This window comes from Microbacterium sp. GXF7504, from assembly GCF_054798235.1.
Genome location: NZ_JBSJZI010000006.1, coordinates 117,910 through 132,878, shown reverse-complemented (window position 1 = coordinate 132,878; position 14,969 = coordinate 117,910). Strand labels below are relative to the sequence as shown.

The 14,969-nt window shown below is 71.9% G+C and carries 16 protein-coding genes; 1 reads left to right on the top strand and 15 read right to left on the bottom strand.

Features of this window, described 5'->3' with window-relative positions:
• Positions 1-80 precede the first annotated feature (80 nt).
• The 10 genes from ACWAUO_RS14475 to dapA form a co-directional block, all read right to left on the bottom strand.
• Positions 81-767 (bottom strand): regulatory protein RecX, encoded by a 687-nt coding sequence (locus tag ACWAUO_RS14475; protein ID WP_460776421.1) that lies wholly within the window; start codon positions 765-767, stop codon positions 81-83.
• 2 nt (positions 768-769) lie between these two features.
• Complete coding sequence (recA, locus tag ACWAUO_RS14470; RefSeq protein WP_460776420.1) at positions 770-1,831, bottom strand: recombinase RecA; 1,062 nt, start codon at positions 1,829-1,831, stop codon at positions 770-772.
• A gap of 225 nt (positions 1,832-2,056) precedes the next feature.
• Positions 2,057-2,281, bottom strand: coding sequence for a DUF3046 domain-containing protein (locus ACWAUO_RS14465; protein WP_460776419.1), 225 nt, complete (start codon positions 2,279-2,281; stop codon positions 2,057-2,059).
• A gap of 11 nt (positions 2,282-2,292) precedes the next feature.
• A complete protein-coding gene (locus tag ACWAUO_RS14460; protein ID WP_460776417.1) occupies positions 2,293-2,601 on the bottom strand; it encodes a helix-turn-helix domain-containing protein in 309 nt (102 codons plus the stop codon).
• A 141-nt stretch (positions 2,602-2,742) separates the two neighbouring features.
• The gene (locus ACWAUO_RS14455; RefSeq protein WP_460776415.1) at positions 2,743-3,294 is read right to left on the bottom strand and encodes a CinA family protein; all 552 of its coding nucleotides are present in this window, start codon (positions 3,292-3,294) and stop codon (positions 2,743-2,745) included.
• On the bottom strand, positions 3,291-3,866 hold the full coding sequence (gene pgsA / locus ACWAUO_RS14450) for a CDP-diacylglycerol--glycerol-3-phosphate 3-phosphatidyltransferase (protein WP_460776414.1): 576 nt from the start codon (positions 3,864-3,866) through the stop codon (positions 3,291-3,293). Before pgsA ends, ACWAUO_RS14455 begins: the two co-directional genes overlap by 4 nt.
• 9 nt (positions 3,867-3,875) lie before the next feature.
• Positions 3,876-6,596 (bottom strand): FtsK/SpoIIIE family DNA translocase, encoded by a 2,721-nt coding sequence (locus ACWAUO_RS14445; protein ID WP_460776412.1) that lies wholly within the window; start codon positions 6,594-6,596, stop codon positions 3,876-3,878.
• 66 nt (positions 6,597-6,662) lie between these two features.
• A complete protein-coding gene (locus tag ACWAUO_RS14440; RefSeq protein ID WP_460776411.1) occupies positions 6,663-7,157 on the bottom strand; it encodes a GNAT family N-acetyltransferase in 495 nt (164 codons plus the stop codon).
• Positions 7,158-7,179: 22 nt separating this feature from the next.
• Positions 7,180-8,856: a ribonuclease J gene (locus ACWAUO_RS14435; RefSeq protein WP_460776410.1), complete on the bottom strand. Its 1,677-nt coding sequence runs from the start codon at positions 8,854-8,856 to the stop codon at positions 7,180-7,182.
• 88 nt (positions 8,857-8,944) lie between these two features.
• A complete protein-coding gene (gene dapA / locus ACWAUO_RS14430; RefSeq protein WP_460776408.1) occupies positions 8,945-9,922 on the bottom strand; it encodes a 4-hydroxy-tetrahydrodipicolinate synthase in 978 nt (325 codons plus the stop codon).
• Between the two features lie 57 nt (positions 9,923-9,979).
• Here dapA and ACWAUO_RS14425 point away from each other — a divergent pair, with 57 nt between their 5' ends.
• Complete coding sequence (locus tag ACWAUO_RS14425) at positions 9,980-10,519, top strand: NUDIX domain-containing protein (protein WP_460776407.1); 540 nt, start codon at positions 9,980-9,982, stop codon at positions 10,517-10,519.
• Positions 10,520-10,602: 83 nt separating this feature from the next.
• Here ACWAUO_RS14425 and ACWAUO_RS14420 read toward each other — a convergent pair whose 3' ends face one another.
• The 5 genes from ACWAUO_RS14420 to ACWAUO_RS14400 form a co-directional block, all read right to left on the bottom strand.
• Entirely contained in the window at positions 10,603-11,358 is a 756-nt protein-coding gene (locus ACWAUO_RS14420; protein WP_460776515.1) for an SDR family NAD(P)-dependent oxidoreductase, read from the bottom strand.
• Positions 11,359-11,360: 2 nt separating this feature from the next.
• A complete protein-coding gene (locus tag ACWAUO_RS14415) occupies positions 11,361-11,858 on the bottom strand; it encodes a dihydrofolate reductase (protein WP_460776405.1) in 498 nt (165 codons plus the stop codon).
• Complete coding sequence (locus ACWAUO_RS14410) at positions 11,855-12,664, bottom strand: thymidylate synthase (RefSeq protein ID WP_460776404.1); 810 nt, start codon at positions 12,662-12,664, stop codon at positions 11,855-11,857. The genes ACWAUO_RS14415 and ACWAUO_RS14410 overlap by 4 nt, the downstream gene beginning before the upstream one ends.
• A gap of 64 nt (positions 12,665-12,728) precedes the next feature.
• Positions 12,729-13,454: an ABC transporter ATP-binding protein gene (locus ACWAUO_RS14405; protein WP_460776402.1), complete on the bottom strand. Its 726-nt coding sequence runs from the start codon at positions 13,452-13,454 to the stop codon at positions 12,729-12,731.
• Positions 13,455-13,486: 32 nt separating this feature from the next.
• Positions 13,487-14,962, bottom strand: a complete 1,476-nt coding sequence (locus tag ACWAUO_RS14400) for an ABC transporter permease (protein WP_460776401.1) — start codon at positions 14,960-14,962, stop codon at positions 13,487-13,489.
• Positions 14,963-14,969: the final 7 nt, after the last annotated feature.

The window sequence follows — 14,969 nt, the reverse complement described above, 5'->3', positions numbered from 1 at the left end:
CCTCCCGTTCCGTTCTGTGCCCAGTCTCCCGCGTTCCGCGGGCGGCGGACCCGGCGTCTTCCGCCGAACGGAATCCGCGCTCAGTCGTCCTCGCCGCCGTCGAGGGCGGCACGGGCCGCGCTCATGGCGACGTTGCCCGGGTAGCCGCGGCGGGACAGCTGCCCGACGAGCCGCCGGAGGGCGACCTGCGGATCGAGTCCGCGCATCGCGCGCGCCTTCGTCCGGGCGAACTCGATCGCGCGCTCCTCGTCGTCGTCGGGCAGCTGCGCCAGCACGGCGTCGGTGACCTCGCGCGGCACGCCTCGCTGGGTGAGCGACCGGGCGATGGCCCGTCGCCCCTGCCCCTTGCGACGGGACGCCACGTCGACGAGATGTTCGGCGAGGGCATGGTCGTCGAGGTAACCGAGCTCCTCGTAGCGGGCGATGATCGCGTCGGCGGCGCTCCGGTCGAGTTCGAGACGTTCGAGCACCCCACGGGCCTCGATCACCGACAGCGACCGTGACGCGAGTTTGCGCAGCAGCGCCTCGGCGGCGGCGTCCGCGTCGGGCTCCGCGGGCGTCGCGGCGTCGCCGTCGGCGCGCACCCGCTGACGTGCGCGGGGACCGTCCCGGTCCGGGACGGACGACGTCGGGGCCCCGTCGTGCCGGCTGTCCGCGCGTCCGCCGTCGCGGGCCGCACGGTCGGCGCCGAACAGCGGGATGACGGGGGCGAGCGCCGGGGTCTCCCCCGGCTGCTCGTCCTCGTCGTCCTCGACGAAGCGGACCACGATCAGGCCGGGCGCTTCTTCGCCAGCTCGGCGACGGCGGGCGGTGCGGGCTCTGCGGCCGCCTTGGGCTGACCGATCCCGAGCTTCGCCTTGATCTTCGTCTCGATGTCGGCGGCCACGTCGACGTTCTTCAGCAGGAAGTTGCGGGCGTTCTCCTTGCCCTGCCCCAGCTGCTCGCCGTCGTAGGTGTACCAGGCGCCGGACTTCTTGACGATGCCGTGCTCGACACCGAAGTCGATGAGGCTGCCCTCGCGCGAGATGCCGGTGCCGTAGAGGATGTCGAACTCGGCCTGCTTGAACGGCGGCGCCATCTTGTTCTTGACGACCTTCACGCGGGTGCGGTTGCCGACGGCCTCGCCGCCGTCCTTCAGCGTCTCGATGCGGCGGATGTCGAGGCGGACCGACGCGTAGAACTTCAGCGCCTTTCCACCGGCGGTGGTCTCCGGCGAGCCGAAGAAGACGCCGATCTTCTCACGCAGCTGGTTGATGAAGATCATCGTGGTGTTCGTCTGGTTCAGGCCACCCGTGAGCTTGCGCAGCGCCTGCGACATGAGTCGCGCCTGCAGACCCACGTGCGAGTCGCCCATCTCCCCCTCGATCTCGGCCTTCGGCACGAGTGCCGCGACGGAGTCGATGACGGCCAGGTCGATGGCGCCGGAACGGACGAGCATGTCGGCGATCTCGAGCGCCTGCTCACCCGTGTCGGGCTGGGAGACCAGCAGGGAGTCGATGTCGACGCCGAGCTTCTTGGCGTACTCCGGGTCGAGCGCGTGCTCGGCGTCGATGAAGGCCGCGATCCCGCCCGCGCGCTGCACATTGGCGATCGCGTGCAGGGTGAGCGTCGTCTTTCCCGACGACTCCGGGCCGTAGATCTCGATGATGCGGCCACGCGGCAGGCCGCCGACGCCGAGGGCGACGTCGAGGGCGATGGAGCCGGTGGGGATGACCTCGACCGGGGCGCGCTCGTCGCTGCCCAGCCGCATGACCGAGCCCTTCCCGAACTGCCGGTCGATCTGGGCGAGGGCCGATTCGAGGGCCTTCTCGCGGTCGGCGGGTGATGGCATGGCGTGCTCCTTCTGCTCGCGTCGCTGTCGCCTGTAGGCTGTCGCGCTCCCGCCGGGGATTCGGCGGGATGCTGCGACAAGGCGGAGAGGTTGTCGTGCGACCCACGGTAGGGAGGGGTTCCGACATCGCCGGTGGGCCGCCGCATCCGTGGAGTGCCGTCGGTGCGACGACCTCTGTGCAGGAGACTACGCGGTCATCGAACAGATCTTCGACGACACGCCGGGTCAGCGTCCGCGTCGTTCGATGCGACCGACCCCGTAGCGCCGGTGCTCGGGCACGTCCATCTCGGCGCACAGCGCCAGCCACACCTCGCGCGGAGGCACCCCGGCCGCCAGGGCCGCGGAGGCCGACCTGCCGCCCGCGTCGGGCAGCGAGAGGTCGGTCAGCAGGTACCCCGCCTGGTCGCCGAATTCGTCGGCGACGGCGCGGTCGAATTCGCTGCGACGCACGTGCGGGCGCGTCAGCGCAGCGAGAGCTCGGGCTCGACCTCGGCGACCAGCTCGTCGGGGACGACGTCGGGGAACGGCGTGAGCCCCTCCAGCACCGACAGCCGGTCCGCGACCTCGCGCATGATCGTCGCGATCGGCACGTCCAGCGCCTCGGCGACCGCGCCGAGGATCTCGCTGGAGGCTTCCTTCTGTCCCCGCTCCACCTCGCTGAGGTAGCCGAGGGCGACGCTCGCACGGCTCGCCACCTGACGGAGGGTGCGCCCCTTCTGCTGGCGGAAGTCCCGCAGAACTTCCCCGATCTCGTGACGTACCAAGATCATGTCGGGTCCCCTCCTCAATCGACTCCGCGTGGTGCCGTCCGGCCCACGGTGCATTCTCCAGGTGCTGACAATCTAGACCCCCGCGCTGGACACGGGGTGAGAATCACTGAATGTAACGCAATCCTCACCGCGCCGTATTCCTCACAGCGCGGCGAGCAGCAGCCGGACCGCACGCCGCACCGTCTGCGTGCGGATCTCGTCGCGGTCGCCCTCGAGGAGCAGCGACTCGACCCGGGTGCCCAGCGCGGTCGCCACGGCGATGTGGACGGTGCCGACCGGCTGGCCGTCCGACGAGGTCGGCCCGGCGTTGCCGGTGGTCGCGACGCCGACGTCCGCGCGGCGGCCCGCGACGGCCGTGGCCTCGCGTGCACCCTCGGCCATCTGCCGGGCGACCTTGGCCTGCACCGCGCCGTGCTCGGCGAGGTAGGCGGCGTCCACGCCCAGGAGCGACGACTTCAGCGCCGGGTCGTAGGCGACGACGCCGCCGTTCACACACGCCGACGCCCCGGGGACGGACACGAGCTCGGCGCACAGCAGGCCGCCGGTGAGCGATTCCGCCACCCCGATGGTCCAGCCGAGCTCGGTGAGCCGGTCGACGACCCGTTCCGGGTCGGTCCGGCGCCGACGCCGGACGATCGTGGTGGCGTCGTCCAGCGGGTCGTGGTCGAACGCCGCCGCCTCCCCGTGGTTCATGCGCGCTCCCCCTTGCGGGCGCGGTGCGCGCGCACCTCGCCGACCACGAAGTCCACGCCGCTGGCGACCGTGAGGAGCACCGCGATCCACATCGTCACGATGTTGACCCAGACGATCCAGTCGCCCACGAGCGTCCACAGCGGCAGCAGGGCGAGGGAGAGGGCCACCGCCTGCGCGACGGTCTTGAGCTTGCCCATCCAGGCGGCGGCGAGCACGTTCTCCCCGGCGACCGCGAGGCGGTAGACCGTGATCCCCACCTCACGGACGAGCACGATCACCGTGACCCACCACGGGAGCTCGGCGAGGATCGACAGCCCGACGAACGCGCATCCGGTGAGCGCCTTGTCGGCGATCGGGTCGAGGAGCTTGCCCAGGTCGGTGACGATGTCGTGCCTGCGGGCGATGTGCCCGTCGATGCCGTCCGTCGCGATCGCGACGATGAACAGGACGCCCGCCCACCACCGGGCGGCGCCGTCGGCGCCCCCGTCGGCGAGCAGCAGCCACAGGAAGACCGGCGCGCACAGGATGCGCACGATCGTGATCGCGTTCGGCAACTGCCTCGGTACTGCCACGGTGCGAGCCTATCGGCCGGTCAGCTGCCAGGCGTCCTCGTCGCCGTCCTCGTCCTCCACCGGGAGGCCGGCGAACTGCTGCTCGACCGGGTCCCCGGCGTACGGGTCGTCCTCGGCGGGCGCGGCGGATGCGGCGGGTTCGGGGACGTCCTCGCCGCGCAGGCGTGCGAGCACTGCCGGCAGCTGGTCGGGGGTCACGAGCACGTCGCGCGCCTTCGAGCCCTCGGAGGGTCCGACGATCTCACGGGACTCGAGGAGGTCCATGAGCCTGCCGGCCTTCGCGAAGCCGACGCGCAGTTTGCGCTGCAGCATCGAGGTGGAGCCGAACTGGGTCGACACGATCTGCTCGGCGGCCGCGAGGAGCAGTTCGAGGTCGTCGCCGATGTCCGCGTCGATCTGCTTCTTCTCCGCCGCGGCGGCGACGTCCGCGCGGTATTCGGGCCGAGCCTGGCCCGTCACGTGCTTGACGACCTTCTCGATCTCGGCCTCGCTCACCCAGGCGCCCTGCACGCGGAGGGGCTTCGAGGTGCCCATGGGGAGGAAGAGCCCGTCACCCTGGCCGATGAGTCGGTCGGCACCGGGCTGGTCCAGGATGACGCGGGAGTCGGTGACGCTCGTCACCGCGAACGCGAGGCGCGAGGGCACGTTCGCCTTGATGAGACCGGTGACCACGTCGACCGACGGACGCTGGGTGGCCAGCACCAAGTGGATGCCGCTCGCGCGGGCGAGCTGAGTGATGCGGACGATCGAGTCCTCGACGTCGCGCGGGGCGACCATCATGAGGTCGGCGAGCTCGTCCACGACCACGAGGAGGTACGGGTAGGGCTTCAGCACCCGCTCGCTGCCCGGGGGCAGCTGGATCTGGCCGGCGACGACCGCCTTGTTGAAGTCGTCGATGTGGCGGAACCCGAACGACGCGAGGTCGTCGTACCGCATGTCCATCTCCTTCACGACCCACTGGAGCGCCTCGGCGGCCTTCTTGGGGTTCGTGATGATGGGCGTGATCAGGTGCGGCACACCGGCGTAGCTGGTGAGCTCCACCCGCTTCGGGTCGATGAGCACCATCCGCACCTCGGACGGCTTCGCCCGCATGAGCAGGCTCGTGATCATGGAGTTCACGAAGCTCGACTTGCCCGAGCCGGTGGAACCGGCGACGAGGAGGTGGGGCATCTTCGCGAGGTTCGCGACGACGAACCCGCCGCCGACGTCCTTGCCGACACCGATCGTCATCGGGTGGGTGGACTTCTGCGCGGCCGGCGACCGGAGGATGTCGCCGAGGGTGACGATCTCGCGGTCCGTGTTCGGGATCTCCACGCCGATGGCGCTCTTGCCGGGGATGGGGGCGAGGATGCGGACCTCGTTCGAGGCCACCGCGTAGGCGATGTTGTTGGTCAGCGCGGTGATCCGCTCGACCTTCACGCCGGGGCCGACCTCGATCTCGTACTGCGTGACCGTCGGCCCGCGCGAGAACCCGGTGACGCGGGCGTCGACCTTGAACTGCTCGAACACGCCCATGATGGCCGCGACGATGCGGTCGTTCGCCTCGGACCGCGCCTTGGGTGCGTCACCGGTGGCGAGCGCCGTGACGGACGGCAGCACGTAGGGGGTGGAGGGCGGCAGCCGGTCGCCGCCGGCGCCGAACCCGTCGACCTCGGGAAGGGTCTCGAACTCGCCGGTGTCGCCGTCGTCCTGGAGCCCCGTGCCCGCGCCGCGTTCCGCGGCGGCGCGCTCGGCCGCGGCGAGCACGGACGGGTCGATGACCTCGGTGAGGGCGTCGGGGGCGGGTGGCATGGGCGGCATCGGCGGGACGACCGGTTCGGGGGCGAGCGCCTGCTCGAACCCGCCCTGGGTCGACGTGCCGCCGCCGAGGAGTTCGGTGAGGTCCTGGGTGCCCGCCGTGTCGGCCGGGTCCTCCTCGCGTCCGGACTTGTTGCGACGCCACCACGGGATGCTCTCGGTCGCGTCCGCGTCGTCCTGCTCGGGGAGCTTCGCGGTCACCGCGGTCTCGGTGCGGGGTTCGGGCCGTTCGGCGCCGAACATCCAGGCGTACAGGTCGCCGAGGCGCTGACCGATGCGGTTCGGCGGGGTCTTGGTGATGATGAGGACGCTGAGCGCTGCGACCAGGCCCAGCACGATGGCGGCGCCCACCGGGGTGAGGAGCATCGCCAGCGGCTCCCCCGCCATCCAGCCGAACAGGCCACCGGCCGCGCTCAGTGCGGGCAGGCCCTCGCTGGGTGCGGGGCGTCCGCCGAAGACATGGCAGAACCCGGCGATGGTGACGACGAACAGCGCGAACCCGATGCCGATCCGGCCGTTGTCGTGCACCGACGACGGGTGGCGGAAGAGCCATCCGGCGAGGAGCACCAGCAGCACCGGGAGCAGGAACGCGAGCCGGCCGAGCAGCCCGCCGACGGTGTACGCGCTGATGAGCGCCGCCGGTTCGTTGCCGATGAAGAACCACTCGACGGTCGCCCCGGCGACGGCGAGGAGCACCAGCAGCAACGGGAACCCGTCGCGACGCTGGTCCTTCTCCAGGTTCTCCGGCCCGAAGGCGCGGAAGAGCCCGCCCACGCCGTGGGCGAGTCCGAGCCATGCGCGCACGGCGAACGGCGGCTTCTCGTCGTCGCCGACGTAGCGCTTCGGTGCGGGCTCGGGCTTCTTGCGGGCGCCCGAGGTCGACTTCGCGCTCGTGCTGCGGCCGCGCGTGCTCGTGCCGGTACTCCTGGCCATGCGCTCCAGGCTATGACCGGGTGCCCCCACCGCCCGGGAGCGACGCGGCGAACCGGCCGGGTCGCCTCACCGCAGGCGCAGCACCATCGTCTCGCGCCCGGCGTCCTCCCCGGCCGCTTCGAACCCCTCGCTGCGGTACAGCGCGCGGGCGAAGTTGCCGGTCTCCACGCTCAGGCACAGCCGGGCGTACCCCTCCGCCCGCGCCGTCGTCACGAGCGCGCGCAGCAGCGACCGCCCGACCCCGTGCGAGCGCCAGATCGGCCGCACGCCGATGATGAGCTCGGGAACGCCGGTGCCGACGTGCCCGAAGCCCGGTTCGCTGCGCGGGAAGGTCCGGTACCAGGCGGCGCCGACCGGTTCGTCGTGCTCGTCGAGCGCGACCGATCCGGCGTCGCCCGGCCGCATCCACCCGGTGATGTACCGGCTGTGCGCACGGTCGGCGAGCACCTGGTGACGCGGCCGCGCGGCGCCGTCGCGCCAGTTCGCGGCCTCGACCACCATGTCCGCGAGGAACGCGCCGTCGCCCTGCCCGGCCGGGCGGATGCGGGGACCCTCGGTCATGCCCGCATCCTAGCGACGACGCTCAGGCCTCGATGACCAGCGGCACGATCATGGGGCGACGGCGAAGGCGCTGGTTCACCCAGCGGCCGATCGTGCGGCGCATGACCTGCGAGAGCGCGTGCGTGTCGCGGACACCCGAGGAGGCGGCCTCGGCGAGCGCGGCGGCGATCTTCGGCTTCACGTCCTCGAACACGGCGTCGTCCTCGGCGAAGCCGCGCGCGTGGATCTCCGGACCGCTGATGACGCGGCCGGTGGCGGCGTCGACCACCGCGATGACGGAGATGAAGCCCTCCTCGCCCAGGATCCGGCGGTCCTTCAGGTCGGCGTCGGTGATCTCGCCGACGGTGGAGCCGTCGACGTACACGAACCCGATGTCACGCTGCCCGACGACCTCCGCGACGCCGTCCTTCAGGTCGACGACGGTGCCGTTCTCACCGAGGATCGTGCGCTCCGCGGGGATGCCGGTGTCCTGCGCGAGCTTGGCGTTCGCCATCAGGTGGCGGTACTCCCCGTGGACCGGCAGCACGTTCTTCGGCTGGAGGATGTTGTAGCAGTAGAGCAGTTCGCCGGCCGCCGCGTGCCCGGAGACGTGCACCTTGGCGTTGGCCTTGTGCACGACGTTCGCGCCGAGCTTGGTGAGCCCGTCGATGACGCGGTAGACCGCGTTCTCGTTGCCCGGGATGAGGCTCGAGGCGAGGATGACGGTGTCGCCCTCCCCCGGCTCGATCGCGTGGTCGAGATTGGCCATCCGCGACAGGACCGCCATCGGCTCGCCCTGCGAACCGGTGGACATGTAGACGATCCGGTCGTCCGGGAGGTCCTTGGCCTTCTTGTAGTCGATGAGCACGCCCTTGGGCACCTTGAGGTAGCCGAGGTCCTCCGCGATCGTCATGTTCCGCACCATGCTGCGGCCGAGGAACGCGACGCGGCGGCCGTTGGCGTGGGCGGCGTCGATGACCTGCTGCACGCGATGCACGTGGCTGGAGAAGCTCGCCACGATGACGCGGCGCGGCGACTTCGCGATCACCTGGTCGAGCACCGGCCCGATGTTCCGCTCGGCCGGGGTGAAGCCGGGGACGTCGGCGTTCGTGGAGTCGACGAGGAAGAGGTCGACGCCCTCCTCGCCGAGCCGGGCGAAGGCACGGAGGTCGGTGAGCCGGCCGTCGAGCGGCAGCTGGTCCATCTTGAAGTCGCCGGTGGCCAGCGCGAGCCCCGCGGAGGTGCGGATCGCGACGGCGAGGGCGTCGGGGATGGAGTGGTTCACCGCGATGAACTCGAGGTCGAACGGCCCGACCTTCTCCTGCTGCCCGGCGGTTACGGTGAGCGTGAACGCCTTGATGCGGTGCTCCTTCAGCTTCGCCTCGACGAGGGCGAGGGTGAGCTGCGAGCCGATGAGGGGGATGTCCTGCTTCAGCTTCAGCAGGTACGGGACGGCCCCGATGTGGTCCTCGTGGCCGTGCGTGAGCACCACGCCGACGACGTCGTCGAGGCGGTCACGGATGGGCGTGAAGTCGGGGAGGATCAGGTCGACGCCGGGCTGGTGCTCCTCGGGGAAGAGCACGCCGCAGTCGACGATGAGGATCTTGCCCTCGTACTCGAAGATCGTCATGTTGCGCCCGACCTCGCCGAGACCGCCGAGCGGGGTCACGCGCAGGGTTCCGGCGTCGAGGGCGGGGGGATCGTACACGGTGGTGGCCATCGCCTGCCTTTCCGGATGCGGCGCGGGCGCCGCATCCGTTTCGTCACGCCCGGTCGGGCGTCTGTGTCCCGCCTCGTGGCGGGTTGTGTCAACGCGTCGTGCCGTGCACCTTCGGCAGGGCGCCGCCGGCGGCGGCGTTGCGGTCGGGACGGAAGTTCGAGAAGTCGACCCCGGGGACGTCGCTCACGAGGGCGAGCTCGTCCTCGATGATCGCGGCCTCCCACTCCTCCGGGCCCACGAGCGGCAGTCGCACGCGCGGGCTGGAGATGCGGCCGAGGCCGTGGAGGATGTACTTCGCGCTCACGGTGCCGGGGACGTGGGTCATGACGGCACGCACGAGCGGCTCGAGCTTCTTGTGCGCCTCGGTCGCGGAGCGCAGGTCGCCGCGGTTCACGGCGTCGACGATGGTGCGGTACGGCGCGGCGGTGATGTTCGCGGTGACGCCGATGAGGCCGGAGGCCCCGATCGACAGGTGCGGCAGCACGTTGGCGTCGTCGCCGGAGAAGTAGAGCAGGTCGGTCTGGTTGAGCACGCGGCTCACCTCGCTGAAGTCGCCCTTGGCGTCCTTGATGGCGAGGATGTTCGGGTGCTTGGCCAGCCGCAGGATCGTCTCGTACGTGATCGGCACACCGGTGCGGCCGGGGATGTCGTAGAGGATCACCGGCAGGTCGGTGGCGTCGGCCACGAGCCGGAAGTGCGTGAGGATGCCGGCCTGCGTCGGCTTGTTGTAGTACGGCGTGACGATCATGATGCCGTCGGCGCCGGCCTTCTCGCTGGCCTTGTAGAGCTCGATCGCGTGCGCGGTCTCGTTCGAACCGCCGCCGGTGATGATCTTCGCGCGACCGGCGGACACCGACTTGCCGACCTCGACGAGCTTGAGCTTCTCGGGGTCGGTGAGGGTGGAGGTCTCGCCGGTCGTACCGGTGACCACGATGCCGTCGGCGCCCGAGACGATGACGTCGTCGATGTGCTGCTCGACGGCGGGCCAATCGACCTCGCCGTCCGCCGTCATCGGGGTGACGAGGGCGACGAGGACCTGTCCGAAGGGGTTGCCCGCATGCGTCATGCCTCTTAGGGTATCGGTTCCGCCGCCGCCTCCGAGCGGCGCTCGTAGGCTGGGCGCATGGCCTGGCGCACGCACGAGACCCGCACCGTGTACGAGAACCGGTGGATCCACGTCCGTGAGGACCGGGTGACCGGGCCGGACGGCGACGGCATCTACGGGGTGGTGCGGATGCAGCATCCGGCCGTCTTCGTGGTCGCGCTCGACGACGAGGACCGGGTGTGCCTGGTGCGGCTGGAGCGGTACACGACCGGCACGTCGTGGGAGGTGCCGGCGGGCGGCTGCGACGGCGACGAGCCGCTGGTGGCCGCGAAGCGCGAACTGCTGGAGGAGACCGGGCTGGTGGCGGACGAGTGGACCGCGATCGGCACGATGCACGCGTTGAACGGGGTCGCCGACGCGCCCGAGCACGTGTTCCTGGCCCGGGGGCTCCGCGCCGGCGGCGATGCGGCGGCGACCCAGCACGAGGAGGGCATCGACGAGATGGCGTGGGTGCCGTTCGCCGACGCGCTGGCGATGGTCGCCGACGGTCGCATCGGCGACGGTGAGACCGTGGCCGCGCTCGCCTACGCGGGGATCCGCCTCGGCCGGTTCGCCTGAGTCACGGCGGCGCCCGCACCGCGGTCGCCGAGACCACATGCATCCCGCGAGACCACATGCGATTGGATGTGGTCTCGCGCGGGTCAGCGGCCGCGGCCCGCGATGCGGGCGACGACCCGGTCGGGTGCGAAGCGCGCGACGGTCGTGAGGATGCGGTAGCGCAGGGTCGGCACCGAGACGGCCTTGCCGCGGGCGAGATCGCGGAGCGACTCGGAGACCACGTCCCGGGCATGCAGCCACATCCAGTCCGGGATGCCCTCCTCCCCCGGCGGCAGGCCGAGCCGCTCGTGGAAGTTCGTGTGCGTGTAGCCGGGGCACACGGCGGTGACAGTGACGCCGCGCTCGGCGTAGGTCGTGTTCGCCCAGCGGCTGAAGGAGACGAGCCAGCCCTTCGCGGCGCCGTAGGTGGAGCGCGGGGTGAACGCGGCGACCGAGGCGACGTTGAGGATGCGGCCGCGACCGCGTGCGAGCATCGGTCCGAGCGCGGCGTGCGCGAGCCGCATCGGCACCTCGACGTGCAGCTGCAGGTGCCGCACCTCGTCCTCGACGTCGTTCCGTTCGAACGCGAGGGGCAGTCCGAAGCCGGCGTTGTTGACGAGGAGGTCGACGGGCCGCGACGGGTCCTGCAGGCGTTCCTCGACCTTCGCCCGTTCGCGCGGACGCAGCAGGTCGGCGCGGAGGACCTCCACCCGCACCCGTTCGCGCAGCGGCCCAGCGACCTCCTCGAGGGACGCGCGGTCGCGGCCGACGAGCACGAGATCGCCGCCGCGGCGGGCGAGCTGGCGGGCGTACTCGGCGCCCAGTCCGGAGCTCGCGCCGGTGATGAGTGCGGTGGGCACGCTCACGCCTCCGGTTCGTAACGGACGAAGCGGTACCCGACGCCCCCGGCCGAGCGGTGCCAGCCCTGCGCGGGGTCGGCCTCGACCGGGACGAACCCGTCGAGCGGGGGCGCATACGTGTCCCCGGGCACGTCGAGGTCGAGGTGGGTGACCTCGAGCACGTCGGCGCGGCCGATCGCGTCGCGGTAGAGCTGCCCGCCGCCGATGACCCAGACGGCCGCCCCGGGCGCGGCGGCGAGCGCCTCGTCCAGGGAGCCCGCGCGGACGGCGCCGTCACCGCGCCAGTCGGCGTTCCGGGTGACGACGATGTTCATGCGCCCCGGGAGCGGCCGGAACCGCTCGGGCAGCGACTCCCACGTGCGCCGTCCCATGACGACGGCGTGCCCGCCGGTCACGGCCTTGAAGTGGGCGAGGTCCTCCGGCACGTGCCACGGCATGCCCCCGCCGGCGCCGATGACGCCGCCGCGCGCCTGCGCCCAGACGAGCCCGACCCGGGTCATACCGCGACGGCCCCGCGGATGGCCGGGTGGTGGCGGTAGTCCTCGAGCACGATGTCGTCGAAGGTGTAGTCGAGGATCGACTCGGGCCGGCGGGCGAACCGAAGCGTCGGGTACGGGTACGGGTCGCGCCGCAGCTGCTCCTCGACCTGCTCGCGGTGGTTGTCGTACACGTGGCAGTCGCCGCCGGTCCAGACGAAGTCGCCGGGTTCGAGGCCGGTCTGCTGCGCGACCATCATCGTGAGCAGCGCGTAGGACGCGATGTTGAACGGCACGCCGAGGAACATGTCGGCGCTGCGCTGATAGAGCTGGCAGGAGAGCCGGCCGTCGGCGACGTAGAACTGGAACAGCGCGTGGCAGGGGGCGAGCGCCATGTCCGGGATGTCCGCCGGGTTCCACGCCGAGACGATGAGTCGGCGCGAGTCCGGGTTCGTGCGGATCTGCTCGACCACCTCGGTGATCTGGTCGATCGTGTCGCCGCCCGGGGTCGGCCAGGAACGCCACTGCACCCCGTAGACCGGGCCGAGTTCGCCGTCCGCATCCGCCCACTCGTCCCAGATGGTGACGCCGTGCTCCTGCAGCCACCGCACGTTGGACGAGCCCTGCAGGAACCACAGCAGCTCGTACACGATCGACTTCATGTGCACCCGCTTGGTGGTGATGAGCGGGAAGCCCAGGGACAGGTCGAAGCGGATCTGCCGCCCGAACACGCTGGTGGTGCCGGTGCCGGTGCGGTCGGACTTGTGCGTGCCGTGTGCGAGCACGTCGCGGAGGAGGTCTTCGTACGGGGTGGGGATGGCGGCGGTCACGCGCCTCACGATACCCGCGAGGCGGCCGGCTCCGCCGGGTTCGGGGAGCCGGCCGCCTCGGGTGTCACCGGTCGAGGTCGCGGACGGTGCCGCGCTCCAGGCGCAGTCGCCGCCCGGCCTGCCGGGCGACCGCGGAGTCGTGCGTGACGACCACGAGGGTGAGGCCCTCGTCGTTCAGCCGGCGAAGCACCTGCAGGATCTCGTCGCGCATCGACTCGTCGAGGTTGCCCGTGGGCTCGTCGGCGAGCAGCACCGTGGGGCGCTTCGCGATGGCGCGTGCGATCGCGACGCGCTGCTGCTGCCCGCCCGAGAGCTCACCCGGACGGTGGTCGCCGCGCTCGGCGAGGCCGACGTGCGCGAGCGCCTCGGCGACGCGCTCGGCGCGCTCGGATGCCGGGAGCCGGAGCGGTTCGAGCCCCATGTCCACGTTCTCGGCGGCGGTGAGCGTCGGGATGAGGTTGAACCCCTGGAACACGAACCCGATCTCGTGCGCGCGCAGCCGGGTGAGCTCGGCATCCGAGGCGCTCGCGATGTCGACGCCCGCGAGTTCCACCCGCCCGGCGGTCGGCCGGTCGAGCGCCCCGAGGATCTGCAGGAAGGTCGATTTGCCCCCTCCCGTCGGCCCCTGGATGGTGACGAACGCGCCGCGCGCGATCTCGAGATCGACGCCGGCCAGGGCGTGGACCGCGCGACCCTTCTGCTCGTAGGTCCTGGTGACGCCGCTGATGCGGTACGCGGGGGCGGACGCGGCCTCGGCCGCCCCCTCCCGCCCGTGCTCGACGATGGTCATGTCTGCTCCTGTCGTTGGTCGGGGTGCGCCGGTCATGCCACGGACCGCAGCGCTTCGGCGGGGCTCAGCCGGGCGGCGCGCCACCCGCCGACGGCGCCGGCCACGAGCCCGCCAGCCACCGCGAGCACGAGTGCCGCGACGACGACGGTGGCCGACAGCGGGGCGCTGAGGACGATGTCGGATGCGGCCGACGCCGTCTGCCCGGGCATCCCGGGCATCCCGCCCGGCATGCCGGCGCCGTCGCCGCCGGGGCCCGCGGGACCGCCGGTGGCCGCCCCGGAGGAGATCGTGGGCTGCACGAGGTTGATGACGAGCACGCCGACCAGGCCCAGCGCGAGACCGGCGACGCCGCCGATGAGCCCCTGCGCGACCGACTCGCCCGCGACCTGCCCGATGACGCGGCGGTCCGACCAGCCGATCGCCTTCAGCGTGCCGAACTCGCGGGTGCGTCGGGAGACGCCGGAGATCGTGAACAGCACGGCGAGCGCGACGGCCACGACGAGGACGATCACCGACAGCCACGTCCCGAGGTTCGTGATGAGCGAGGATGCGCTGGAGAGCGACCCGGAGACGGTGGAGGCGAGATCGGCCTGGGAGCTCACGGTCGCGTCGGGCAGCGCCTCCTCCAGCGCGGTCTGCAGCGCCGGGATGTCGGCGGCCGACTGGGCCTGCACGTACACCGTGGAGACGACGTCGCCGAGACCGGCGAGGTCCTGGGCCACGTCGAGCGGCAGGTACACGTTCGCCGCGGTGTCGGCGTCCGACGAGGTGGACGCGACGATGCCGACGACCTCGACCTCGGTCCCGCCGACGTCGATCGTGTCGCCGACGACGAGGTCCGCACCGGTCGCGTAGGTCGCGTCGAGCACGGCGACGGCCGCGCCCGCGTCGCCGGTGTCCAGGAGGCGACCGTCCTGCAGGTCGACGGAGGACAGCGGACCCACCGACGCGGGCGCCGCGGTGTCCAGTCCCAGCACGGTGAAGCTGTCGATGTCGAACGACCCGCCGCCGAAGCCGCCACCACCACCCGGGCCGCCGCTCGGCGCGCCGCCCGCGTCGCCGGAGGGCGCGGCGGGCAGTTCACCGGAGAAGGTCGTGTTGGTGAGGCTCAGCGCGCCCGTGGCCGCGGCGACGCCGTCGACGGCTGCGGCCTCGTCCACCACGACCGCGTCGAGTGTGCCGCGCATCATGTCGGTCATGAGCCGGGACTGGCTGAGCGACGTGCCGCCGTCCTCGCCGGTGGCCCCGCCGTCCTGACCGAACTCGAACGACGGACCGCCGCCCGCGCCGGGGCCGCCGGCATCCGGGTCGGGCTGCACGCCGGTGACCGTGAGGTCGGTGCCGACGCCGTAGACGCTCTCCAGCGCCTGGGCCTGCGCGTCCCGCACACCCCCGGCGAGCGCGTTGACGATGATCACGAGGGCCACCGCGACGGCGAGTCCCGCCGCCACGATGATCGTCTGTTTCTTGCGGCCGGCCAGTTCCCGCCGCAGATACGTCCAGTACATGGGTCTC

Bases quoted from the DNA above. Each gene is read 5' to 3' on its own strand.
- recA (WP_460776420.1), bottom strand. From the start codon at position 1,831: ATGCCATCACCCGCCGACCGCGAGAAGGCCCTCGAATCGGCCCTCGCC.
- ACWAUO_RS14460 (WP_460776417.1), bottom strand. From the start codon at position 2,601: ATGATCTTGGTACGTCACGAGATCGGGGAAGTTCTGCGGGACTTCCGC.
- ACWAUO_RS14455 (WP_460776415.1), bottom strand. From the start codon at position 3,294: ATGAACCACGGGGAGGCGGCGGCGTTCGACCACGACCCGCTGGACGAC.
- ACWAUO_RS14445 (WP_460776412.1), bottom strand. From the start codon at position 6,596: ATGGCCAGGAGTACCGGCACGAGCACGCGCGGCCGCAGCACGAGCGCG.
- ACWAUO_RS14440 (WP_460776411.1), bottom strand. From the start codon at position 7,157: ATGACCGAGGGTCCCCGCATCCGCCCGGCCGGGCAGGGCGACGGCGCG.
- ACWAUO_RS14435 (WP_460776410.1), bottom strand. From the start codon at position 8,856: ATGGCCACCACCGTGTACGATCCCCCCGCCCTCGACGCCGGAACCCTG.
- dapA (WP_460776408.1), bottom strand. From the start codon at position 9,922: ATGACGCATGCGGGCAACCCCTTCGGACAGGTCCTCGTCGCCCTCGTC.
- ACWAUO_RS14425 (WP_460776407.1), top strand. From the start codon at position 9,980: ATGGCCTGGCGCACGCACGAGACCCGCACCGTGTACGAGAACCGGTGG.
- ACWAUO_RS14415 (WP_460776405.1), bottom strand. From the start codon at position 11,858: ATGACCCGGGTCGGGCTCGTCTGGGCGCAGGCGCGCGGCGGCGTCATC.
- ACWAUO_RS14405 (WP_460776402.1), bottom strand. From the start codon at position 13,454: ATGACCATCGTCGAGCACGGGCGGGAGGGGGCGGCCGAGGCCGCGTCC.
- ACWAUO_RS14400 (WP_460776401.1), bottom strand. From the start codon at position 14,962: ATGTACTGGACGTATCTGCGGCGGGAACTGGCCGGCCGCAAGAAACAG.